General features: G+C 36.0%; 23 protein-coding genes. 14 read left to right on the top strand and 9 right to left on the bottom strand.

Annotated elements, in window-relative coordinates; all coding sequences use genetic code 11:
- Nucleotides 1-101: 101 nt before the first annotated feature.
- Nucleotides 102-779, bottom strand: coding sequence for a TetR/AcrR family transcriptional regulator (locus WAX74_RS17270; protein ID WP_336498907.1), 678 nt, complete (start codon nucleotides 777-779; stop codon nucleotides 102-104).
- Nucleotides 780-928: 149 nt separating this feature from the next.
- Between WAX74_RS17270 and WAX74_RS17265 the strand changes: the two genes are divergently transcribed.
- From WAX74_RS17265 to WAX74_RS17235, 7 genes are all read left to right on the top strand, one after another.
- Complete coding sequence (locus tag WAX74_RS17265) at nucleotides 929-2,470, top strand: BCCT family transporter (RefSeq protein ID WP_336498906.1); 1,542 nt, start codon at nucleotides 929-931, stop codon at nucleotides 2,468-2,470.
- Nucleotides 2,471-4,516: a CocE/NonD family hydrolase gene (locus tag WAX74_RS17260; protein WP_336498905.1), complete on the top strand. Its 2,046-nt coding sequence runs from the start codon at nucleotides 2,471-2,473 to the stop codon at nucleotides 4,514-4,516. It begins immediately after the preceding gene.
- Between the two features lie 24 nt (nucleotides 4,517-4,540).
- The gene (locus tag WAX74_RS17255; RefSeq protein WP_336498913.1) at nucleotides 4,541-5,059 is read left to right on the top strand and encodes a DUF2179 domain-containing protein; all 519 of its coding nucleotides are present in this window, start codon (nucleotides 4,541-4,543) and stop codon (nucleotides 5,057-5,059) included.
- Between the two features lie 169 nt (nucleotides 5,060-5,228).
- A complete protein-coding gene (locus WAX74_RS17250) occupies nucleotides 5,229-5,657 on the top strand; it encodes a DUF1801 domain-containing protein (protein WP_336498904.1) in 429 nt (142 codons plus the stop codon).
- Between the two features lie 98 nt (nucleotides 5,658-5,755).
- Complete coding sequence (locus WAX74_RS17245) at nucleotides 5,756-6,475, top strand: YebC/PmpR family DNA-binding transcriptional regulator (protein ID WP_336498903.1); 720 nt, start codon at nucleotides 5,756-5,758, stop codon at nucleotides 6,473-6,475.
- 224 nt (nucleotides 6,476-6,699) lie between these two features.
- Nucleotides 6,700-7,143 (top strand): hypothetical protein, encoded by a 444-nt coding sequence (locus WAX74_RS17240; RefSeq protein ID WP_336498902.1) that lies wholly within the window; start codon nucleotides 6,700-6,702, stop codon nucleotides 7,141-7,143.
- Nucleotides 7,144-7,145: 2 nt separating this feature from the next.
- Entirely contained in the window at nucleotides 7,146-7,880 is a 735-nt protein-coding gene (locus WAX74_RS17235; protein ID WP_336498901.1) for a hypothetical protein, read from the top strand.
- Nucleotides 7,881-7,912: 32 nt separating this feature from the next.
- Here the strand turns inward: WAX74_RS17235 and WAX74_RS17230 are convergent, their stop codons facing one another.
- From WAX74_RS17230 to WAX74_RS17215, 4 genes are all read right to left on the bottom strand, one after another.
- Nucleotides 7,913-8,335, bottom strand: a complete 423-nt coding sequence (locus WAX74_RS17230; protein WP_336498900.1) for a DUF4395 domain-containing protein — start codon at nucleotides 8,333-8,335, stop codon at nucleotides 7,913-7,915.
- Between the two features lie 154 nt (nucleotides 8,336-8,489).
- Nucleotides 8,490-10,145 carry a ribosomal protection-like ABC-F family protein gene (abc-f, locus tag WAX74_RS17225; RefSeq protein ID WP_336498899.1) on the bottom strand — a complete coding sequence of 552 codons (1,656 nt, stop codon included), beginning with the start codon at nucleotides 10,143-10,145 and terminating at the stop codon, nucleotides 8,490-8,492.
- Nucleotides 10,146-10,451: 306 nt separating this feature from the next.
- Nucleotides 10,452-11,153: a hypothetical protein gene (locus WAX74_RS17220; RefSeq protein WP_336498898.1), complete on the bottom strand. Its 702-nt coding sequence runs from the start codon at nucleotides 11,151-11,153 to the stop codon at nucleotides 10,452-10,454.
- 2 nt (nucleotides 11,154-11,155) lie between these two features.
- Complete coding sequence (locus WAX74_RS17215) at nucleotides 11,156-11,968, bottom strand: ABC transporter ATP-binding protein (RefSeq protein ID WP_336498897.1); 813 nt, start codon at nucleotides 11,966-11,968, stop codon at nucleotides 11,156-11,158.
- A 229-nt stretch (nucleotides 11,969-12,197) separates the two neighbouring features.
- Here WAX74_RS17215 and dapD point away from each other — a divergent pair, with 229 nt between their 5' ends.
- The 3 genes from dapD (at nucleotide 12,198) to WAX74_RS17200 (ending at nucleotide 14,744) form a co-directional block, all read left to right on the top strand.
- Nucleotides 12,198-12,911, top strand: coding sequence for a 2,3,4,5-tetrahydropyridine-2,6-dicarboxylate N-acetyltransferase (dapD, locus tag WAX74_RS17210; RefSeq protein WP_336498896.1), 714 nt, complete (start codon nucleotides 12,198-12,200; stop codon nucleotides 12,909-12,911).
- An 11-nt stretch (nucleotides 12,912-12,922) separates the two neighbouring features.
- On the top strand, nucleotides 12,923-14,047 hold the full coding sequence (locus tag WAX74_RS17205) for an N-acetyldiaminopimelate deacetylase (RefSeq protein WP_336498895.1): 1,125 nt from the start codon (nucleotides 12,923-12,925) through the stop codon (nucleotides 14,045-14,047).
- Between the two features lie 160 nt (nucleotides 14,048-14,207).
- Complete coding sequence (locus WAX74_RS17200) at nucleotides 14,208-14,744, top strand: hypothetical protein (protein ID WP_336498894.1); 537 nt, start codon at nucleotides 14,208-14,210, stop codon at nucleotides 14,742-14,744.
- Here the strand turns inward: WAX74_RS17200 and asnB are convergent.
- The 3 genes from asnB to WAX74_RS17185 all read right to left on the bottom strand — a co-directional run bounded on the left by asnB (nucleotide 14,682) and on the right by WAX74_RS17185 (nucleotide 18,762).
- Complete coding sequence (asnB, locus tag WAX74_RS17195; protein WP_336498893.1) at nucleotides 14,682-16,526, bottom strand: asparagine synthase (glutamine-hydrolyzing); 1,845 nt, start codon at nucleotides 16,524-16,526, stop codon at nucleotides 14,682-14,684. The genes WAX74_RS17200 and asnB overlap by 63 nt on opposite strands.
- A gap of 108 nt (nucleotides 16,527-16,634) precedes the next feature.
- Entirely contained in the window at nucleotides 16,635-17,870 is a 1,236-nt protein-coding gene (locus WAX74_RS17190) for an ABC transporter permease (protein ID WP_336498892.1), read from the bottom strand.
- Nucleotides 17,863-18,762, bottom strand: a complete 900-nt coding sequence (locus tag WAX74_RS17185) for an ABC transporter ATP-binding protein (protein WP_336498912.1) — start codon at nucleotides 18,760-18,762, stop codon at nucleotides 17,863-17,865. Before WAX74_RS17185 ends, WAX74_RS17190 begins: the two co-directional genes overlap by 8 nt.
- A gap of 135 nt (nucleotides 18,763-18,897) precedes the next feature.
- On the opposite strand from WAX74_RS17185, the gene WAX74_RS17180 reads away from it, so the two are divergent.
- Complete coding sequence (locus tag WAX74_RS17180; RefSeq protein WP_336498891.1) at nucleotides 18,898-19,815, top strand: stalk domain-containing protein; 918 nt, start codon at nucleotides 18,898-18,900, stop codon at nucleotides 19,813-19,815.
- 20 nt (nucleotides 19,816-19,835) lie between these two features.
- Here WAX74_RS17180 and WAX74_RS17175 read toward each other — a convergent pair whose 3' ends face one another.
- Nucleotides 19,836-20,750 carry a DNA-3-methyladenine glycosylase family protein gene (locus WAX74_RS17175; RefSeq protein WP_336498890.1) on the bottom strand — a complete coding sequence of 305 codons (915 nt, stop codon included), beginning with the start codon at nucleotides 20,748-20,750 and terminating at the stop codon, nucleotides 19,836-19,838.
- 118 nt (nucleotides 20,751-20,868) lie between these two features.
- Here WAX74_RS17175 and WAX74_RS17170 point away from each other — a divergent pair, with 118 nt between their 5' ends.
- The 3 genes from WAX74_RS17170 to WAX74_RS17160 are packed head-to-tail and all read left to right on the top strand — an operon-like array spanning nucleotide 20,869 to nucleotide 22,366.
- On the top strand, nucleotides 20,869-21,420 hold the full coding sequence (locus WAX74_RS17170) for a bifunctional transcriptional activator/DNA repair enzyme AdaA (protein ID WP_336498889.1): 552 nt from the start codon (nucleotides 20,869-20,871) through the stop codon (nucleotides 21,418-21,420).
- Nucleotides 21,413-21,919, top strand: a complete 507-nt coding sequence (locus tag WAX74_RS17165; RefSeq protein ID WP_336498888.1) for a methylated-DNA--[protein]-cysteine S-methyltransferase — start codon at nucleotides 21,413-21,415, stop codon at nucleotides 21,917-21,919. The genes WAX74_RS17170 and WAX74_RS17165 overlap by 8 nt, the downstream gene beginning before the upstream one ends.
- Nucleotides 21,920-22,366 carry a GNAT family N-acetyltransferase gene (locus WAX74_RS17160; RefSeq protein ID WP_336498887.1) on the top strand — a complete coding sequence of 149 codons (447 nt, stop codon included), beginning with the start codon at nucleotides 21,920-21,922 and terminating at the stop codon, nucleotides 22,364-22,366.
- Nucleotides 22,367-22,744 lie beyond the last annotated feature (378 nt).

Below are 22,744 nucleotides of genomic sequence, written 5' to 3'. Positions count from 1 at the left end.
CTCTGCTTTAGAACGTTACTTAGAAGTACACACTGTAATATAAATTGAAACGCCGTATACGAGAACCGTACGTACGGTGTTGTGAGAGGGGCGAAAATAAGTTAACTTATTCTCCCTCTACTCGATTTCTCTACCATCATATTAATTATTTCTTTAACATATTTCATTGTACGTTCATGTGCTTCTTGAGGAGAATAGTAAGCGCGATTATTTAGTAAGTTTGAGAACATACCTAGCCAAACCAAGTTAGATAGCTCATTTAATTCTTCAGCTTTCTCTTCACTAAGGACACCTGCAGCAACTATTCCGCTTAAAGCAAAACGTCCACGGGAAGAGATATTTCTATCAAATAATAATGGATGTAGTTCTTCAGGTATTTCTAACAAATCAGAAGGATAGAGCTCATAATAACGGTCGAGTAGATTTTCAGGGTGATCCCCTAGGTCCATAAAAAAAGCCGCATTGAAAATATCTGGATTATTAAAAGAGTATTCACTATAGCATTCCCAAGCCACAATGTACTTCTGAATAGGATCTTCTTCTTTTTTCATCTCTTTTGCTACCTTTAATAAATATGGCTTCAAAAACTTAAAGGACGCGAAAAAAAGAAGATGGGAGAACTCTCTGAAATAGTTATAAATAGTTGCGCTATTATAACCGGCTTTTTCTGCGACGTTACGTATCGTTACTTGTTGAAACCCTTCAGTTTTAATTAGTTCCTCCGTTGCATCGATAAAATACGTCCACATTCTTCTGCGCTTTATTTCTTTTTTATCCAATTAAAATATCACCCTTTTTTTAACTTGAAAAAATTTTCAGAAAATATATTGATGCCTTTATTATACCATGATACAATGTCAAAGTAATAAAATATAATCATGATTATATATTAATCGTGATTAAAACAAAGGGTAAAAGGGGAAATAAAATGGAAAAGGAAATGGAAAAAGTTAAAATTGATTCATTAGTTTTTTGGTCTTCATTGATTGTAATCGCGATAGCGATAGTAACTTTAATTGTATTTAAAGATTCAGCTGAACCACTTATGAATAGTATTTTAACAGGTATTACCCATCAACTGGATTGGGCATTTCAATTTCTAACTTTTGGTTTATTCATTATGCTAATGTGGCTTGTTTTTAGTAAATATGGAAATGTGAAACTAGGGGAAGAAGCACCTGAGTTCTCTACTTTTAGTTGGGGAGCAATGCTTTTCTGTGCAGGTATGGGTACAAGTATTATGTTTTGGTCGATGATGGAGCCTATTTACTATTATATGGGGCCACCATTTGGTATAGAGCCACTAAGCAACGAAGCGGCAAACTGGTCTGTTGCATATGGAATGTTTCATTGGGGGATATCAGCATGGTGTCTATATGCAATGCCCACTGTAACGATAGCTTATTCGTTCTTCGTAAAAAAGAATCATTCTTTAAAAATTAGTACTGCGTGTAGGGGAATATTAGGAAAACATGCAGACGGCTTTCTCGGTCAAGCAATTGACATTTTAGTTATTTGGAGTCTTGTTGGAGGTCTTGGAACTTCACTTGGTCTAGGAGTACCAATGGTTTCTACAGTAATCGGTGAAGTTTTCGGAGTACAACAATCCATGACATTAAGTATTGTTATTATTGTGATTTGGACAGTGATTTTCTGTGCGAGCGCATATATGGGGTTATATAAAGGAATTCGTAAACTTAGTGATTGGAATGTATACATGGCACTTGGTCTTGCGTTATTTGTATTAATTGCAGGACCAACCCTATTTATCCTTTCCAACTTTACAAATAGCTTTGGAATTATGCTTCAAAACTTTGCAATGATGAGTTTTTATACAGATCCTATTAACAAAAGTGGGTTCCCACAAGCTTGGACAGTTTTCTACTGGGCATGGTTTGCTGCAACGGCTCCATTTATGGGACTTTTCGTAGCTCGAATCTCAAGAGGACGTACGATTAGAGAGCTTATTACACATATTTTACTTTGGGGATCACTTGGTAGCTGGATATATTTCGGAGTATTTGGTGGCTACACAATTAACCTTCAATTGACAGATAAATTGAATGTTGTGGATGTATTGAATAACGAAGGAGGTCCAGCTGCAGTTGTCGCAATCTTAAAAACATTGCCATTAAGTGAGATAGTATTACCTTTCTTTATTGTTCTCGGTTTTATCTTTTTAGCAACTTCTCTCGATTCGGCAACATATATATTATCTGCTATTGCGACGAAAAAGTTGGAAGGAACACAAGAACCGGCACGTTGGCACCGTATGCTTTGGGGTGCAATTTTAGCGTCAATTGCTGTAGCTCTTCTACTGATTGGTGGATTAAAGGTTATTCAAACTTCTTCAGTTATTGTATCTGTTCCAGTAATAATCATCTATTTATTACTTGCAACTTCTTTAATCCGATGGCTCAAGAAAGATTATCCTAATGGTGTAATAAAACCTTTAAAGGAGGAAGAGTAAATGGTTTTCAATGTTCGTGAAAGCATAAGAACGATCAAAAGAGAATTTCCGTTTGAAGTAGAAGTGACTGATCATATATGGATTCCTATGTCAGATGGTACTCGCTTATCTGCTAAGCTTTGGATACCAAAAAAAGCTTATGATTCTCCTGTACCAGTAATACTAGAATATATTCCTTATAGAAAAAATGAGTTTACTGCTTTACGTGATTCGATTCGTCATCCTTATTTTGCAGGGCATGGTTATGCATGTATACGAGTTGATATAAGAGGATCAGGCGATTCAGAAGGAATTTTATATGATGAATATTTAAAACAAGAGCAAGATGATGCTGTAGAAATTTTAAATTGGATTGAAAAACAAGAATGGTCAACTGGCTCAGTAGGTATGATTGGAAAGTCGTGGGGCGGTTTCAATGGTTTGCAAGTAGCGGCAAGACAGCACCCTGCCTTGAAGACAATTATTACATTATGTTCAACAGATGATCGTTATGCGGATGATGTACATTATAAAGGAGGAGCTTTACTCGCTTCAGATATGCTTTGGTGGGCTTCAACTATGCTCGTATATAACGCACGACCTGCTGATCCGAATCATGTAGGGGAAAGTTGGAGAGAAAATTGGTTGGAACGATTAGAAAAAACTCCACCGTTTGTGGAAGAATGGATGCGTCATCAACGTAGAGATGAGTTTTGGAAGCATGGCTCAGTGTGTGAAAACTATGAAGATATTAAAATACCAGTCTATGCTGTAGGAGGCTGGGCAGATGGCTATACAAATGCTGTCTTTCGTTTAATGGAGAACTTAAAAGGCCCGAAGAAAGGTTTGATTGGACCATGGGCACATGAATATCCTGAGATGGCGGTTCCAGGGCCCCAAATTGGTTTTTTACAAGAATGTTTACGATGGTGGGATCAATGGCTAAAAGAGGAAGAAACAGGAATTATGGACGAGCCTGCTTTCCGAGTATATTTGCAGGACGCGGTTCCTCCCAAAACCGACTACTATACTAGACCTGGTGAGTGGATAGTAGAGAATGGCTGGAAAACGGACAATGTGGAAGATAAAACCTTCTATTTTGGTAATCAAGATTTAGCCTTTGAACCGAAAAGTGGATTGGAACGTTTGAAAACACATCAACAGCATGGACTTTATGCGGGAGTCTTTTGTCCATTTGGTCAAGAAGGGGACATGGCTTCAGACCAAGGTATTGAAAATGGTTTGTCGAATACTTTTACAAGTGAGGAAATAACAGAAGAGGTAGCTATATTAGGCTTTCCAAAAGTTCAGTTAAAACTAACATGCGATAAAAAACAAGCAAATATCGCTGTACGATTGAGTGACCTATCCCCTGAAGGAACGTCAAAACTAATCACGTGGGGTCAATTAAACTTAACCCATCGAAATAGTAACGAATTTCCGGAAGACGTGCCGTTAAATGAAGAGTTTATAGTATCGATTGAGCTCGATGCAATTGGATATAAGATCCCAAAGGGACACAAAATTCAAGTGTCTATTTCTCCAACTAATTGGCCACATGCTTGGCCTTCAGCGGAGGAAGCAGTAATTCATGTAATAAAGGATGAGGATTCAAAACTATTGTTACCAGTTTATACAAAGCCAGCAAAGGGTCAATACATTAGACCCTTTGAGCAGCCAGAAACTGCAGAAGTGATGGAACGAGAGATTTTAAGAGAAGCAGGAAGAACGAGAGAGATTAAACATAATACTATTTCAAAAGAATGGATACTAGAAGACTTTTCAGATGAAGGATGTAGAAGCCTACCGTATAACGGGATAGAATATGGAAGCGAAAATCGTAATGTTTATAAAATAGTCGAAGGAGATCCTCTATCAGCGTATGTTCAATGTGACTGGGTATTAACGGTTGGAAGAGAAAAATGGCAAACTCGACTAGAGTCAACGAGTACCATGAAATCGGATGAAACAAAGTTTTATATTACGAATCATCTGAAAGCTTTTGAAGGCGAAAAAATGGTGTATGATAAATTGAAAACCGTTGAAGTTGACCGAGATTTCGTTTAGAGATTATTTAAAAAGAAAGCTGGAATAGATGTGGATTCAATAATATTGCTAATTGTTATTATTAATGTAACATACATGACACTAACAACCTTACGATTAATTTTAGTAATTAAGGGCTACAGAGGTGTAGCATCATTTTTATCCATGGCAGAAGTGTTTGTTTATTTAATGGGTTTGACAATGGTATTAGATAATTTAGATAAACCTTTAAATATATTAGCGTATTGTATTGGATGGGGACTCGGGGTTTATTTAGGTAGTATTATTGAAAATCGATTAGCACTTGGTTATATCGTTTTTGAAGTGATTGTTGATTCCTTAGAAATCGAATTGCCAGCTCAAATTCGTACAAAAGGATATGGCGTGACATCCTGGGTTGCGGATGGAAAAGATGGAAAACGACTTTGTATGAAAGTCTTAGCAAAACGTAAAAACGAGCAAAAGCTAAAAAACTATATTATGTCTTTATCTCCCAAGGCATTTATCATTTCATATGAACCCACTAGATTCAATGGTGGGTTCTTAGTTAAGTTAACCGAATAAGTGAGAAAGAGTCTTTATTCCAATAGGTGAATAGGCTCTTTTTTCTTTTTACATGATATTCTAGGGGTACACTTAAAAAGATGTTTCTTTAAAATAAAGGAAATTATCTCATTTTGTTAGAAAGTTAATAGAGCGATTCATAATATAGTTTCTAAAGGAGATATAGGAAATGTCTAAGTATGAGCCCAAGACAAAAGAAACAGAACATGACGTTGTGGAATTTATTGAAAAGGTAGATAGTCCGAAGAAAAGAGAAGATGCTTATAAGCTTTTAGAGATTTTCGAAGAAACGTCGGGCTTTAAAGCGAAGATGTGGGGACCAAGTATTATTGGCTTCGGGTCATACCATTATAAGTATGCATCTGGACACGAAGGGGATGCTCCACTTGTCGGTTTCTCTCCGAGAAAAGCGAAAATAAGCTTGTATTTTGCTACGGGTGACACAGACCGTGAAGAAACATTAAAGCGGTTTGGAAAGTATACTACAGGAAAATCCTGTGTTTACATTAATAAAGTAGACGATATTGAGGTAGAAGTCTTAAAAGAGATGATTAGTCAATCTATTAAATTCTTACAAAATTTGTATCCGAATCATTAATATTAATGGAAGTTAATGTATTTATTTTGCTACTTAGTGCGAATTTCATGTATAATGTTACAGTATAAATTTAATGAAGCGAAAGAGAGTGGGACTTTATGGGTCGTAAGTGGAACAATATTAAAGAAAAGAAAGCTTCCAAAGATGCTAATACTAGTCGTATTTATGCTAAATTTGGACGTGAAATATATGTAGCTGCAAGACAAGGTGAACCAGATCCTACTTCTAACCAAGCATTAAAAGTAGTTTTAGAACGTGCAAAAACATACAGTGTGCCTAAGCATATTATTGATAAAGCGATTGAAAAAGCAAAAGGTGGATCTGAAGAGAGCTATGACGAGCTTCGTTATGAAGGCTTTGGTCCAAGCGGTTCAATGGTAATCGTTGACGCCCTAACAAATAACGTAAACCGAACTGCTTCTGATGTACGTGCTGCATTCGGTAAAAACGGTGGTAACATGGGTGTGAGTGGTTCGGTTGCTTATATGTTCGATGCAACTGCTGTAATTGGTCTAGAAGGAAAAACAGCTGAAGAAGTACTAGAGTTATTGATGGAAGCGGATGTAGATGCCCGTGACATTATTGAAGAAGAGGATTCTGTAATAGTTTATGCAGATCCAGATCAATTCCATGCTGTACAAGAAGCATTGCGTGAAGCCGGCGTAACAGAATTTACAGTAGCGGAATTAACAATGCTTGCTCAAAACGACATTTCTTTGGATGCAGATGCACAAGCTCAATTTGAAAAAATGATTGATGCATTGGAAGATCTAGAAGATGTGCAACAAGTTTACCATAACGTAGACTTAGGGGAATAATATAGTTTGAAAGGTTGTCTCATACGTAGTTTTTCTACGTTGAGGCGGCCTTTTTTTAGTTTAGTTGGAATAATGGATGCTTTAGTTGGAATAAAAGTATGTTTAGTTGGAAAAATGTAGCCTTTAGTTGGAATAATCAGCTCTTAAGTTGGAATAAGAATTTATTGCTGAAAACGTAACTGAAAATTGTATAAACCGTCTAATCTTTTAAGGAGGGTCATTAGATGAACAAGAAGTATTTTTCATTAGCAATTATTTTTATTCTGTGCGTGTTTCCAATTAAATCATTAGCATCTTGGGCATACCCTTTTGTCGTATGGGATGGTTATGTGTATGTCCTAACGGATGAAGTGGTAGATGAGGTTGAAAAAGAAATTGGGCATGTGACGAAGTATTCGGATATGGAGGGAACTTATTCTGGGAACTTTTCAAATGTCTATCAGAAAGGAACTAAGTATTATTCCATTGTAGGGGTAAGTACAGATGAAGCTATTGCCGTAAAAAATGATGGGAGCTATATAAAAGCAAACAGAGACGTAGAATATGCTGGTAATAAAAATGACATTTTAGAGGTGGAATCTAGTTCTACAACTTTGATAGGGTTGGTGCTATTCATTTTATTTATTACTATCCTAGGTATTTATTTAATTAGCAAAAGGAGAAAATAAATTTGGGGAAAGAACATCCGAATACAACATTAGTAACCGTAACGCATGACCCAGAAGGAAAGGGCATAGAACTCTTTAAAGAAATGCAACAAAGCTTGGAAGAAATATATGATAAACTTTTTATCACCATAAGCGAAGAATCTTCAAAGGAATTAATAAAAGAGATTGAAAATAGCAGTTTTAACTATAAAGTTATTCCTAAGAAAGGCGCTGCAAATGCTAGAAGGGAAGCATTGAATTTTGCATTGACAGGGAAGGGTCGATACTTTCATTATTGTGACTTCGATAGAGTTTTGACGTGGGGGAAAAATCATTTAAATGAATTAAAAGTATTGGTTGGAGACATGTCAAATTATGAATATCTAATACTGGGCAGGACAGGGCGGGCGATGAATACGCATCCTATTGAATGGATAGAAACAGAAAAAATCACAAATCATATAGTTTCACTTGAGCTTGGAATTAAAGTAGATATAACTGCAGGATCATGTGGATTTTCGCGAGAAAGTGCTGAATATATTAATAGGTATTCTAAAGAAAAGATGACAGATGCGGAATGGGCGATGATTGTACAGAGGATCGCCAAACGACAAGTCGATTACCGAGCAGTTGAAGGTTTGGAGTATGAGGAAGAAATTAATGGCTTGAATCGGACTATTAGTGAGTCAGAAAAATGGTTTAGTCGTTTAAGGCTTAGCTATATTATTAGTGAAACGGCAATGAAGATAGGCAAGTAAAAAAGCCTCTCCATTCAGGAAAGGCTAAGTTATTAGTTTGCTGCAGAATTTTTTCTGCGATATTGCCATTGTTGATATTGGAAACGAACGAAACACCCAATACAAAATCCGAGGATTGCTATTAAAGCAGCGAGACCAACCATGACTGTGGCAATATTAAATAATACTGTCCAGTTTAATAGAAAACTTATACTTGCAACGAATAAGAAGCCAACTGCTAACCATTGGTTAAATCTTAGTTGAGCATAATCCTCTTGAATATATTGATTTGCAGGCTTCGATAAAAAACGTTTTACTACAACTAATATCGGATGAAAACCGGTTAATAGGCTAGAAAGATTTGCGATAAGTGGTATAAATAGAATCCACGCTGACTGCGTGATTAGAGCTATAATAACAGACACGACAATTGTCCATTGATTTACCATGACTAGAGGTTTTGGGATTGTTTTCATTAAAAAACCTACTTTTCTTATGGGATTTATTTTATTATATGATGGATTGATATGAATGTAAATTAATTAATACTTACATATTTCCCGGGAAATTGACAAAACATGAGAAGTTTCAACACAAAGGTGCTATCCGTTAAGGGATAGCCTCCTACATTTAATTTCTTTTTAATTCGTTAATTCGCTTTGTGAGTTCTAAAAAATTTTGATCTAGCTCGATATATTTTGGGTCACTTTTTTGTATATAACTTAGTGTTCCTAATACTGCTTGCCGTTCTGTTTCGAGTTTCAACAATTCTTTTTCACGATTGGATTCATTGTTTTTATTTATCCATTCGTTGTAGCTCATATCAATTTTTTTAATCATTTTATTTTCGAAAATGAGCAGTTTGTTTGAAAGTTTATCTAAAAAGTAACGATCATGTGTGACTAATAAAATGGTACCTGGATACGTGGAAAGTGTTTTTTCCAATTGCTCTCTAGATGGAAGATCTAAATGGTTAGTTGGCTCATCTAATAGTAAAACGTCCTTTTGGTCTAGTATGAACTCCATGAGTTTTAATTTTACACGCTCGCCCATACTCATAGTTGAAATAGGGCGAGACCAGTGATCTTTTGAAAATCCGAGGTTCATCATGAGTGTTTGGATTTTACCTCTAATCTCATAATCAGTAGGACCAAAAAACTCGAAAGGTGTTTTTTCATCTGGAAGATCAAATACGGTTTGACGTAAATAGCCTATATTCATCGCTTCCGATTTCCACAGTTCTCCCTGGCTCGTTTCTTCTCCCAGTAACATACGGAAAAATGTCGATTTTCCAGTTCCGTTAGCACCAAGAATACCAATTCGCTCTTGAGATTGTATAGTAAAGGAAGCATTTTGAAATAAAAGATTATCATCGAAGCTCTTTGCTAAATTTTTGGCTTCTAGAACACGTTTCCCTTTTTTCTTGTTTCCTTCAATAGAGAAGACCACTTCTTTTTCTTCTTCCGGTTTATCTATCGTGTTTTTGGAAAGTTCCAGCTCAAGTCGCTTCTTTTTGGAACGAATTTGTACATCCATTTTCTTTGCTTTAACACGGTAATACTCTTTATTAAATTCATGTTTTGTTGATTCTGCATGTGCTTTGGAAGACCAGTTTTTTAGCTCAGATATTTGTTTCTCTACCCGCTGGATTTTTGATTCCTGAGCATCATAAAGCCTTTGTTGGGTTAATCTGTTTTCTTCCTTCTTTTGTCGATAAGAAGAGTAGTTACCTGCATAGACAGTCAACTTTTGATTTTCTACTTCCCAAATACAATCAGCTACCTCGTCTAAAAAGTAGCGGTCGTGGGATACTAAAATAATTGTCCCTTGGTAAGCATTTATCTGCTTCTTCAAGAAAGACAAGCTATCATGATCTAAGTGGTTAGTAGGTTCATCTAATAAAAGAAGTTGAGACTTCTCAGCAAATACGCGCGCTAATCTTCTCTTCATCTTTTCTCCACCACTTAAATGAGTAAAATTACGCCCTTGAGGAACAGACCATTTACTGAAGTACTCCCATTCATCATCAGCATAATCGGTTTTATTAAATTGATCATCTTCCTGTTTAAAGTAACTGATAGTTGGTGGGGCTCCAAACCACTCGATTTTGCCTTTCGTAGGGACCGCCTCTTTTGAAAGTAAAGAGAGGAGAGAAGACTTACCTTCACCATTTCCACCTACAATACCAATCACAGCACCAGAGATAATATCTGCTTTCGCATTTTGTAAAATGATTTTATCGCCAAAAATAATTCCTATATCGTCTAACTTGCCTTGTAATGTCATTAAATCCTCTCCCTTTGGAGGAATAAAAAAATCCCTCCGATATTAAACGGAAGGATTACATACTGACCATTAAATGAATACGCAAAAAACCACTACAAAGCGTTAGCTTACTGTAGAGAATCATTCACATTAATTTTGAAAAATGGGCAGACTAATCCTATTTCCGATTTCGTAAAGTTTATTTTGTTACTGCGAAGATGTATCGCAGTAAAAACTTCTACTGAGAAATAAGATTAAAACTTCATCGGCCACCCATCGTCCCTTCAAAATTAGATATCTTCATTATATCATATTCGTCCTATAATATTAACTTTCCTCTTTTAAAAATAATTTAGTTAAAACGGTAAAACCAATGATAGTATACATAATGGCAAAAGCGGATATCATCCAAAATTCTACTCCAAACTGCTCTAAACTGTCTGGTTCAAAGAAATAAATCAGATTAACAACTGGAGGAAACACGATAAACAGCCACTTTAACAAGGGCAGTTTCTCTACTATCCCTTCATAAGAAAGTGTTAAAACAATGACGAAGACTGCAAAAAGCCATGTGTATTTCTTTGGTACAAATGATGAAATGGAGGACAGTGATCCAACAATGATACCGAATATGGCCAATAAAAAATGTATCAAAACAGAGAGTGCAAAATGTATTGGTTGCATTGTTTCTTTAAAGCTATTCATTAGTAGGGGATAAAATATTGCAAACAACATTAACATAATAGCGATTAGTATACATATTAGCCATTTCCCCCATAAATAGTTCTTTTTGCTAAGGTGAACAAATAAGATATTTTTCTCTGTTTCTTCTTCAATAGAAAAAATACTCATCGATACCCAGGTCATGATTGTATAGATAGCAATGCTTGTTACTGCATAACTACTTAATATTTCCACACCACTATAACTATATAAAACAAAAACCCATATTAAAAAAGATGCAGCCGGAGGGATTATTTTGAATGAGCGTATATAACTTATGAATTGGTATCTAATAAATCCAAGCACAATTACATCCTTTCCTTGACCTCAAGTACAGAACAATTTTTATTTAAAAGCTCCATTAATATGAAATCACTTTCCTCTACACCGACCGTAAGCAAAGCTGAATCTCCTTCAAAGTTAATATCGATTAAATCAAGTTCATTAAAAATTGCTTTGTTAGGAAATTTTACTTTTATCTTTCTTTTTACATTAGCAGTTTGTTTATGAACTAAAATATTTCCATCTTGTACATATAAAGTTTGATTAGCTAAGGTATCTACCAACAGATCCTCATGAGTGGTAAAAATAATGGTCATTTGCTTTTTAAGCTTTTCTAGAAGGGTAATTAGATTTTGTTGAGAGGTAGCATCCAAACCTGTTAATGGTTCATCTAAAAGTAGGATGTCAGGTTTGGTTAAAAGTGCTTGAAGGATACCGACTTTTTGTTTCGTTCCCTTTGAGCACTTTTTAAGTGGTGTATCCATAAAGGGCTCAATTTCAAACAAATCCATATACTTTAAGAGTTCTTTTTCAAATTCCGTCTGAGAAATACCATGAAAGGATGCTATTAATATTAAATATTCCTTTAGCTTAAATCGAAGGTTTTCAGGAAAATGCTCAGGCACATACCCGATTCTAGTTACATTTCTTACAAGCGTTCCACCAGTGGGCTCATAGATTCCTGCAAGAAGTTTTAATAAAGTACTTTTGCCGGAGCCGTTTTGCCCACGGATAGCAATGGATATATTTTCTTCCAACTTAAAGGAAACATTTTGTAAGATTACATGTCCTTCTATTTCTTTCTTTAAATTTGAAGCCTCAAAAATTATCTTCTTCATCCGCACCACAGCCCGTTTTCTATTATTTTATCATATTTCAATATATTTGGATAATTCACTAAAACCATGTTACGAATAGATTACTGGTGCCAGGCACCAGTAATCTATTCGTAATAATTGATAAAAGACATTATTTTCAATTAAATTATAAAAAATGTATTTAAATTCGTGATTTTTTATAAAAATTCCTGTACAATTATCACATATTTTTTAGGAGGTTACAAAGAGGATGAAGCAACTAGATGCGTACGAAATTATTTCTTATATTCAACATGCAAAAAAATCAACACAGGTTAAGGTATACATAAAAGGGAAGGGTATTGATCAAATTTCCTTTGGTGAAAATACAAAAGTATTTGGAGAAGGTAATACTCTTGTATTATTTGGAGAATGGTCTGAAATTGAGCCACTTTTAAATGAATACAAAGATCAAATTGAAGATGTAGTGGTAGAAAATGAAAGTAGAAATTCTGCGATTCCACTTTTAGATCTAAAAGGAATTAATGCACGTATTGAGCCAGGTGCGATTATTCGTGACCAAGTGAGCATTGGCGATAACGCTATTATTATGTTAGGTGCCGTTATTAATATTGGCGCTGTTATTGGTGAAGGTACGATGATTGATATGGGAGCGATTCTTGGTGGACGTGCGACGGTAGGTGCTAATTGTCATATCGGTGCAGGAGCAGTGCTTGCAGGAGTAATTGAACCACCTAGTGCTACTCCGGTAATTGTGGAAGATGATGTGCTAATTGGTGCAAATGCAGTTGTGTTAGAAGGATGTAGAATTGGAAAAGGTGCAGTAGTTGCTGCTGGAGCAGTTGTGACGAAGGATGTTCTTCCATATACAGTAGTTGCTGGTACACCTGCTAAAGTCATTAAAGAAATTGATGATCAAACAAGATCTAAAACGGAAATCATGCAAGAACTACGTCAGTTATAAGAAGGTGGCCTATGAAGTCTTTACTTGAAATTCGACGGGATTTGCACCGTATTCCTGAACTTGGCTTTCAAGAAGTGAAAACGAATGCTTATTTATTGGAACAGATTTATTCACTTCCCCAAGAAAGATTAACAATCGTTACATGGAAAACAGGAATAGTAGTTAAAGTAGAAGGCATAAATGCAACAAAGACTATAGGTTGGCGTACTGATATTGATGGTTTACCCATTACAGAAGCTACGGATCTTCCATACAAGTCCGAGCATGCAGATAGGATGCATGCATGTGGACATGATGTGCATATGACAGTAGCACTTGGACTGTTAAGGGCTCTTGTGGATAATCCTATTAATGATCATGTCGTTATTCTTTTTCAACCTGCAGAAGAAGGCCCTGGCGGAGCATTACCAATGAGAGAATGGCTGAAAATAGACCATCCAGAGCTTGTGCCTAATCAAATATTCGCCTTTCATATTGCACCTGAGTATCCAGTAGGAACTGTTGCAACTCGACCGGGATTGTTGTTTGCTAACACATCCGAATTATTTATTGACTTAGTAGGAAAGGAAGGCCATGCTGCATTTCCACATCAAGCAAGAGATATGTCTGTAGCTGCAGCTACGCTATTACTACAATTACAAACCATTGTTAGCAGATCTATAAATCCGATGGATCCAGCGGTTGTAACAATAGGGAAAATGTCCTCCGGAACTGTTCAAAATATTATTTCAGGTCAAGCACGTTTAGAGGGTACTATTCGAACAATGGATGCCCAAACAATGTCGACGATAAAAGAAAAAATCGAGTCGTTTTGCCAAGCAACTGAGATTGCATTTGATTGTCATATTCATATTGATTATGGTTCTTCTTATTATCAAGTAAAAAATGAGGCAACTATAACAAATGAGTTTTTAGCATTTGCTGAGCAAGATAAGAATACCACCGATATCTTATGTGATGCAGCAATGACAGGAGAAGATTTCGGATATTTCCTTCAAGAAATTCCAGGTATGCTATTCTGGGCAGGGGTAGACTCTCCTTTTGGATTGCACCATGCAAAACTAAATCCAAATGAAGCTGTCATTGACTATCTTGTTCCATTTGTAGATTCCTATATTCGTAAAATTTCATGTTAATAAAAGCAAGGAGCTGCCCTGTTAAAGGGTTGCTCCTTTTTCTATAGCTTGTAATGAAACCGAATTACATTTTAGAACGTATCAATAGACATGAAGGAAGAAGGTAATCAGAAGAAGGATAATCATACAGAATTTGAAATAATATGGGGTGACGATATTTATGGAAAAAGTTGCAATATTATTTACATTATATCTATTCGCGATTACTCCAACGGTTTATGCTTTAGAATGGGCTTATTCTTTTGTTGTTTGGAAAGGAAATGTTTACGAAGTTATAGAGGAAGAAATAGGTGTGAGTAATATAGGCAGGGTTTTAGGAGAAGTGGAAACTAAAGCTAATGATATAACAGGGAAACACTATGGAAATGCATCAAACTCCTATCCAATAGGCACAAAATATTATGAGATAAAGGGAATACCCTCCGATACAGCAATTGCAGTTGAAATAGAAGAAAAACAATGGGTAAAAGCTGAGTTTGTACGCAAAGAGCCTACTTACTGGATTGTAAAATTGTGGCCATTTCTTTTTCTTATATTAATAATAGTGGTCGTGTTTTTAATTGCTCTTAGAAGTAAAAACACCAAAAAAAAAAACAAAACGGTGCTAATTGAAAGCCGTTTTGTTTTTATTCTTTTATTCCACAAGTTCTACGTTATAATCCCTAAACCAAATATGCAGTTGTGCCAAATAAGCTAATAGCTGAGGGCCAGACATTAATTGGCCGAACCAAGGTACTTTAAAGGCTTCGCCATTTGAATTTATTAAATCATAAAGTCGATGTGCATGGAAAAGTTCATGCAGAATGGAGTTTTTATCTAGTAATTGTTCCTTTAACAAGCTTTGTACTTTTTCCGAATAAACGGGATTATGTGTTTTGGGATAAGGGCTCTTCTTACGGTAAAGAACCTCTGTAGGAAGGATACCTTGAAATGCTGACCTTAGGATACCTTTTTCTTGATTGCCAACCATTTTATAATCCCATGGAATGTTCCAAGCATATTCCACTAATCGATGATCCGCAAAAGGAACCCGTACTTCCAAGCTAGCACCCATACTCATCCGGTCTTTTCTATCCAATAAAGTCGTCATAAACCACGTCATATTTAGATAGAATAGTTGACGTCGTTTAGCATCGATTTCTGATTCTCCATCTAATAGCGGAGTTTCCGCGAGCGTCATTTTATAAGCATTTCCCACGTAATCATCAATCGCAAGTTTTTTATGCCAACTATCATTAAGTAGTGAATTCCGTTCATATTTCGAACGTATCCAAGGGAAGCCGTTTTCGGAATTAGCTACTTGATGAAACCAAGGATAACCACCAAATATTTCATCTGCACATTCCCCTGATAGTCCAACCGTAAAGTCTTGTTTTATTTCTTTACAGAACCAAAGTAACGAAGAATCGATATCTGCCATTCCTGGAAGGTCCCGAACATGTACGGCTTCGGTTAAAGATTCTACTAGTTGATTTTGACTAATTATGGAGTAGTGGTGAAGTGTGCCTAGACTACTTGAAACTTTTTGGATCCAAGGACGGTCATCACTTGGCTGAAAAGCATTTCCTTGGAAGTGTTGTTGATTATTTTCATAATCAATAGAGTAGGTATGGAGAGGGGGCTTGCCATCACGTCTATATGCATTAGCAGCTATTGCACTGATAAGACTAGAGTCGATTCCACCTGAAAGAAATGTACAAAGGGGTACATCTGAAACGAGCTGGCGCTCTACAGCGTCTATTACGAGGTAACGTACATTTTCTATTGTTTCATTTAAAGAGTCTGTATGTTCCTTGCTTTCTACATTCCAATAACGCCAAATACGTAGACCATTTTTAGAAAAGGTAAGGGCATGAGCAGGACGCAACTCGTTGATGCCATCAAATACACCAAATCCAGGAGTACGAGATGGTCCTAAACCAACTATTTCGGCCAAACCTTCTCTTGTTATGTTAGTAGGAACATCTGGATGAGCAAGAAGGGCTTTTAATTCGGAGGCAAATAGTAATCCTCCATTTCTTTCTGTGTAAAAGAATGGTTTTACTCCAAGCCGATCTCTTGCGATGAAGGCTTTTTGTTCTGTTTCATCCCAAATAGCAAAAGCAAAAATCCCATTAAAATAATCTACACATTTTTCTTTCCATTCTATATAAGAAGTCAACAAAACCTCCGTATCTGAATGGCCGGAAAAAGTATGGCCACGTTTCAATAGTTCCTTCCGAATGTCTTCTGTATTGTACAATTCCCCATTATAAGTAAGTGTATATTGGTTTAGCTTATACTTCTTAACCATTGGTTGTTTCCCACCAACAGGGTCGACAACTGTTAATCTTCGATGACCGAATAACGTATGGGCACCGACCCAAGTATTATTGTCATCTGGCCCACGTCTTCTTAACGTTTCCGTCATTTTCTCGACAATAGACAATTCGTTTCGTAAATCCTTATGAAAATGAATCCAACCAGTTATTCCGCACATCTATTCGCATCCCTTCTTTCATGAATTATTTTATGCAGAAATTGGTCAATTGAACCAAAAAAACAATCGTAAAAGTAAAAACTCTTACGATTGTTAATGTAAAAAATATTAAGTTGTCACTTTCAGTACGGTTTTGATTTTTTGAATGATCCCGCCTGAGCTATACGTTAATACACTTCGTTTGTAGAAGGACAGGCTGAGTAAGAACATTAAAATAACTGTAATTATTAATATAAGCATAGAGAGCATTGGCTCGAATGATGAAATATCTGTAGCTCCTATTCGAAGTGGCATAACCATCCCTGCAGTAAAAGGGATATAAGAAAATATCTTAATAATCAATGTATCAGGGCTATACAATCCTGATAACAGTACATAAAATCCAATAACTCCAAGCATCATTGCCGGCATCATCGCCTGGCTGGATTCTTCGACTTTCGATACAAGTGAACCAAGTAAAGCTCCAATGATTAAATAGAGTAACATCGTCAGCAATAAAAACAATACGGCATAACCGATAAATGAATACGATAATTCATTCACAATCTCTACAATGGTATCCCATTTTGAACCCCCATCAATGACTAAAAACAATAGCCCTTGAACAAGTAAGAGTGCACTGATCTGTGTAAGTGCCAATAAAAATGTACCCGTTAGCTTCGCCAGAAAGTGAGTGGAAGGCTTAACACTTGCAAGTAAAACCTCTAATACACGTGACCCTTTTTCAGATGCCACATCTGTTGTAATCATCGATAAAAAGCCTATTACAAAGGAATAAATTAAAAATCCAACAAGCATGGAAGCACCAATACCAGCTGCTTTTTCATCTTCACTTTTTCCTGTTGCAGATTCATCTAAACTTTTCATCGAAATAACCGTTTCCGATTGAAGTATTTTTTCCGCTTGCTCCGCTGTTAAGTTAAGCTGTTGTACCTCATAAAGCTTTCCTGCGTACTGTAGTTGAGCCGATATGCTCTGTTGGTCGTTAAATGTGAGAGGCTCGTAAGTTGCAATTTCCGCAGCTAATGATTGATCTTGATCTTTTATAACAATAGCAGTATCAAAATCACCGTCCACTACTTGTTTTTCTACTTCTGCTATCTCATCGGTAGGGAAAGTAAATTCAATATCGTTACTTGATTGGAATAAGGCCTCGATATCCGCCTCAGTTTCATTCAATAAAGCAACTTGCAACGGTTCATCTTGGAAAAATGCTTCCTTAATATCAGACCAAAACATGAACACACTAATAACGCCGACATATATAATAATTGAGATGATAAATGACTTTGCTTTGATTTTTTGTGAATATAACTGCTTGACGAGAAGCCAAAACTTAGACATGTGTTCCACCAACCTTATCTTTGAAAATTTCATCTAAGGATAAATAATCTAAACTGAACTTCTCTATATACTTTCCATTTGAAACAAAGTCAAAAATAGATTGAGCATACGATTCGTCTTCTAAAGTAAGTGTATACTGTTCTTTTCCAACCTGAATATCTTTTACGCCATTTAAATTTGCAAGTACTTCTTTTGGAATATCTGACCGAATCATCAACTTTGTCTTTCCATATTGTTTTTTCAAATCTAATAAACTACCAGCAAACAGAGAGACACCACGCTTCAATAGACAAAGATGATCACAAAGTTCCTCCACATTTTCCATCTGATGGCTGGAGAACAAAATCGTTGTCCCTTTGTCCTTTAATTCCAAAATTGCACCTTTCAATAAATCCTTATTAACTGGGTCTAGACCGCTAAATGGTTCATCCAAAATAAGAAACTCTGGTTGATGGATAAAGCTTGCAATCAGTTGCACCTTCTGTTGATTCCCTTTGGACAAGGTTTCTGCCTTTGCTTTTCTTTTATCTTCTAGTTCAAAACGGTTAATCCAATAATCTACCTCTTTATGTAGGTCTTTTCGATGTTTTCCTCTCAATTCTCCGAAGAAATAAAGCTGATCTTCTACTTTCATAGTTGGGAATATACCACGTTCTTCAGGTAAATATCCTAAAACATTTCGATCAATCGAATTAATATTTTTTCCTTCCCAAGTGATTGTACCTTCTGTTGTTTCTTGAAGGTCTAAAATCATACGAAAAGTAGTTGTTTTACCTGCACCATTTTGGCCGATTAATCCAAAAATTTCACCTTTTTCAATTTCGAAAGAGAGATTATCAACGGCCACAAAGTCTTGATATCTTTTCGTTACTTGATTGATAGATAGTGTCATATACAGACTCCATTCTCTTATTTTTTGTATCCATTCATGTATACGTACAACATTTGGATAATGTTTCATTTTTTTGTAACGTTTTTGTAAATGTTACGTCAAATTCTATAATATGGTGCTAAAAGGAGCGATTTGATGAAAAATCTAAGTATATTTGCTGGAGCAATACTATTAATCACTTTACTTTTTAATTACCCGGTTGCGAATGCAGACACGGAAAAAGTTACCCAGGATACTACAAACTTTATAAAATCATCTGGAATAATTAAAGATATAGAAAAAACAGAGGATTTAGTGACCCTTACCGTTGAATGCGAAGACGAAGAACCTATTGTTACCATTCTTAAAGTAACGAATGATACTCTTTCATTTAATAGCGGGACAACAAAAGAAGTGAAAAAAGATGCCTTCCAAAAAGGTCAACGCATTGACGCGTATTATGACAAAAATAAGCCAATGATTATGATATATCCAGCACAAATTTATCCTGAGTTAGTAATCGTTCATGACACTAAAAATTCAAGCTCAATAAAAGTTGGCAAGTTTGATGAACAATTCTTAAGTGTTGATAAGGAATTGAAACTTAAGATAGACAAAGAAACGGTTTTAGTAAATGAAAAAGGAGAAAAAATTACGCAAAAGGATCTAAGAGGAAAAGAGCTAGTGGTATTTTATACGATAGCAACAAAAAGTATTCCAGCTCAAACCGCACCGAGTAAAATAGTAGCTATCAACTATCTTTCTCCTGAAATGAAGGAAGTTCAAAAAATAATAGAAAAAGATCATTTTATGCAAAATGGTACGAAAATGATTCCTCTTCGAAAAGTAGCGGAGCAGCTAGGTTATAAAGTAATTAACCATCCAAAGCGAAATAGCGTTTTTTTAAAATTAGGTAACAGTTCTTTTACCATTAAACGCGGAGAAGAGGTATATAGCTACAATAGAAGCCTACGAAAATTCATAGAAAAGCCAATAGTTAAAGCCAATAAAACATATGTGTCTGAAGACATATTGGAATTACTTATTCACGATAACCCATCTTCCTCGAAATGAGGAGGATGGTTTTTTTGATTCTAGTATAAAAATCTCCATAAATAGAAGGTTGCATATGCCTCCCAGCCCTTCCAGGCTTTAGAAAGTAGTAAAATTTCATCCTTTGAAGGCTTCTGCTGAGAACCTGTTATATACTTCAGTGCATTATGTAACCCCACATCGTCAATAGGGAATGCGGAAGGGAATCGGAGGCAGCGCATTAATACATAGTTAGCGGTCCATGGACCAATACCACGTATGCTGGTAAGCTTTTTTTCTGCTTTTTTAATATCATTTGTTTCCAAAAGCATTTCTTTTGTAAGTAATCCCAAATTTATTAGATTCGCTACATCTAATAAGTATTCACACTTTTTCACTGTCATTTTTAAGCTAGCTAAATCTTCTATCGAGAGGTTAGCGATCTCCCCAGGTGAGGGGAACACCCAATACTGTTTACCTTCAAACTCAAGTGCTCGACCATACTGTTCAACTAATCGTCTTTTTAAAGTATAGGCATAGGTTAAGTTGATTTGCTGGCCTAATATACCCCAAACCATTGCTTCAAATAAATCTGGAATACCCATAATACGCAAACCATTAAATTCTGTAATTGCCTGTTGAAGAATAGGGTCATTACTAGAGAGCTCAATAAAGCGACTCATGTCTGTTTTCAAATCAAACCATTCGAAAATATAAGCCGCAACTTTTTCACGGTCTTTACTACTTATGGGTCTAGTGTCTCCTAAAAAATCTACAACTAGTGAATGTTCATCTCGTTCTTTAATTTCTATTAGAGTTATACATTCACCTACAGTAATGGCTTTTCTAACCATATCCTCACTAATATGGAACAAGCATTCATTCGTAGACCTAGATAAATAGTGAAGGTTTTGTTTAAAAGAAAAATTTGGTGGTGTATGTATAATGATTTGCTCATCTTGTTCATTCCAATACATATGACTAGCCCCTCTCTCACTATATTATATACGGAAAAAATTTCGTTATCTTGCTATTACAACATGAAAATCTGCTTTTTTATGTAAAAAAAAGTATACTAAAAGTGGAGGTGATTTCATGATTGATGAGCAATGGGAGGCAATAATTCAAAATAATTCAGCGTATGACGATGTTTTTTTGTACGCCGTAAAATCGACAGGCATATTTTGTAGACCATCTTGCAAATCTCGACCTCCTAAAAAAGAAAATGTAAGTATTTATACAGAAGCAAAAGAAGCAATAAAGGATGGGTTTCGACCGTGTAAGCGTTGCAAACCAAATGGATTGCGCTTGCCAGACGAAGAATGGATTGATCATATTAAAGGATATATAGACCTTCACTTTCATGAACGGGTCACATTGGATCTTTTGGCAGACATAGGTCATGGAAGTCCCTTTCATTTACAAAGAACATTTAAGAAAATAGTGGGCATTTCTCCCGTAGAATATATGCAACAAGTTAGAATTGCAAAAGCAAAAGAATTGCTAACGAATACAAAAAAGTCACTAGTTGAAATAGGAAAAGAGATTGGAATGTCCAATATTCCATATTTCATAACTCTATTTAAGAGAGTCACGGGATACACACCCATTCAATTTAGAAAAAAGGGGAATTACTCAGATGAATAAATTATATTGGATGCATTTCGTTCATAACGAATGGCAATTTTATATTGTTGCAACAGAAATAGGGTTATGCTATGTTGGTTCACCAGGCAAGTCATATGAAGAGATGGAAGTATGGGTGAAGAAACGCTTTCCGAAACATGAATTGGTAGAGAATCACGAAGCTTTAACTCCGTATACAAATGAAATAAAAGAGTATTTAGATGGACTTCGACATGAGTTTACAATTCAAATGGACGTAAAAGGAACCGCATTTCAACTAGCTATTTGGGACGCGTTAAGAAATATACCATATGGAGAAAAGAAGTCTTATTCGGAAATTGCCGAGTTGATCAATAACCCTACAGCTATTCGCGCAGTCGGTACAGCAATTGGTGCAAATCCTGTCCTTATCACTATTCCGTGTCACCGAGTTATTGGGAAGAACGGGGCTTTATCTGGTTACAGAGGTGGATTAGAAATGAAAGAAACGCTATTAAAACTTGAAACCGGTGAAGAATAAATGAACACAAAACGAATAACAGAAGCATATCCATTAGACTTACTATTACTTGCCGATCCATCCGAAAAACTGGTTAAGCAGTATGTGGGACGTGGAGAATGCTTTATAGCAGAACAAAATGGGAGAACAATAGGAGTATATGTATTGCTTCCGACCAGACCTGAAACGGTAGAGCTTGTTAATGTAGCAGTAGCGGAGCAGCAACAGGGGAAAGGCATTGGGAAGGCACTCATCCTAGATGCAATAGAGAAAGCAAAGCAACAAGGATACAAAATCATGGAAATTGGAACAGGGAACTCCAGTATTGGACAGCTGGCTCTCTATCAAAAATGTGGATTTCGAATAACAGGAGTAGATAAAGATTTTTTCCTTCTTCATTACGAAGCGGAAATTATTGAAAATGGAATTGCATGTGTGGATATGATCCGTCTAACGATGAAACTATAAAAGTAACGGGTTCAGTTATCTTTCACAAGAATTTAAATGGCTGCTTAATGGTCCGCCAATCCAAGGTATTATTAGCGGTTGTATTGTTATTAGCGGAATTTCGAAAAAATAGTAGGATTCTTATAATAGAGCGGATAGATAGCGACCGAAATTGCATTTTCGGTAGCTTACAAGATAAATAGGACAGCATCTATTATCTAATTATCCGAAAAGCTATTAACCAGTCTCCAAAAGTTGCAGAAGGGCGGCGGACAGACCAACGCCACAATATTATCGAAAAAAGAGGGGAGGGTCGTGACGCTAGTCACGACCCTCCCCTCAAAATTCACACGTTAATAAAGTAGCCCAAGTCTGTCAAAAGCACGCCGGCAACAAAGG

This window comes from Psychrobacillus mangrovi, assembly GCF_037104765.1.
GTDB lineage: Bacteria > Bacillota > Bacilli > Bacillales_A > Planococcaceae > Psychrobacillus > Psychrobacillus mangrovi.
The sequence above is the reverse complement of the archived record's forward strand: the minus strand, read 5'-3'. Positions and strand labels throughout refer to the sequence as shown.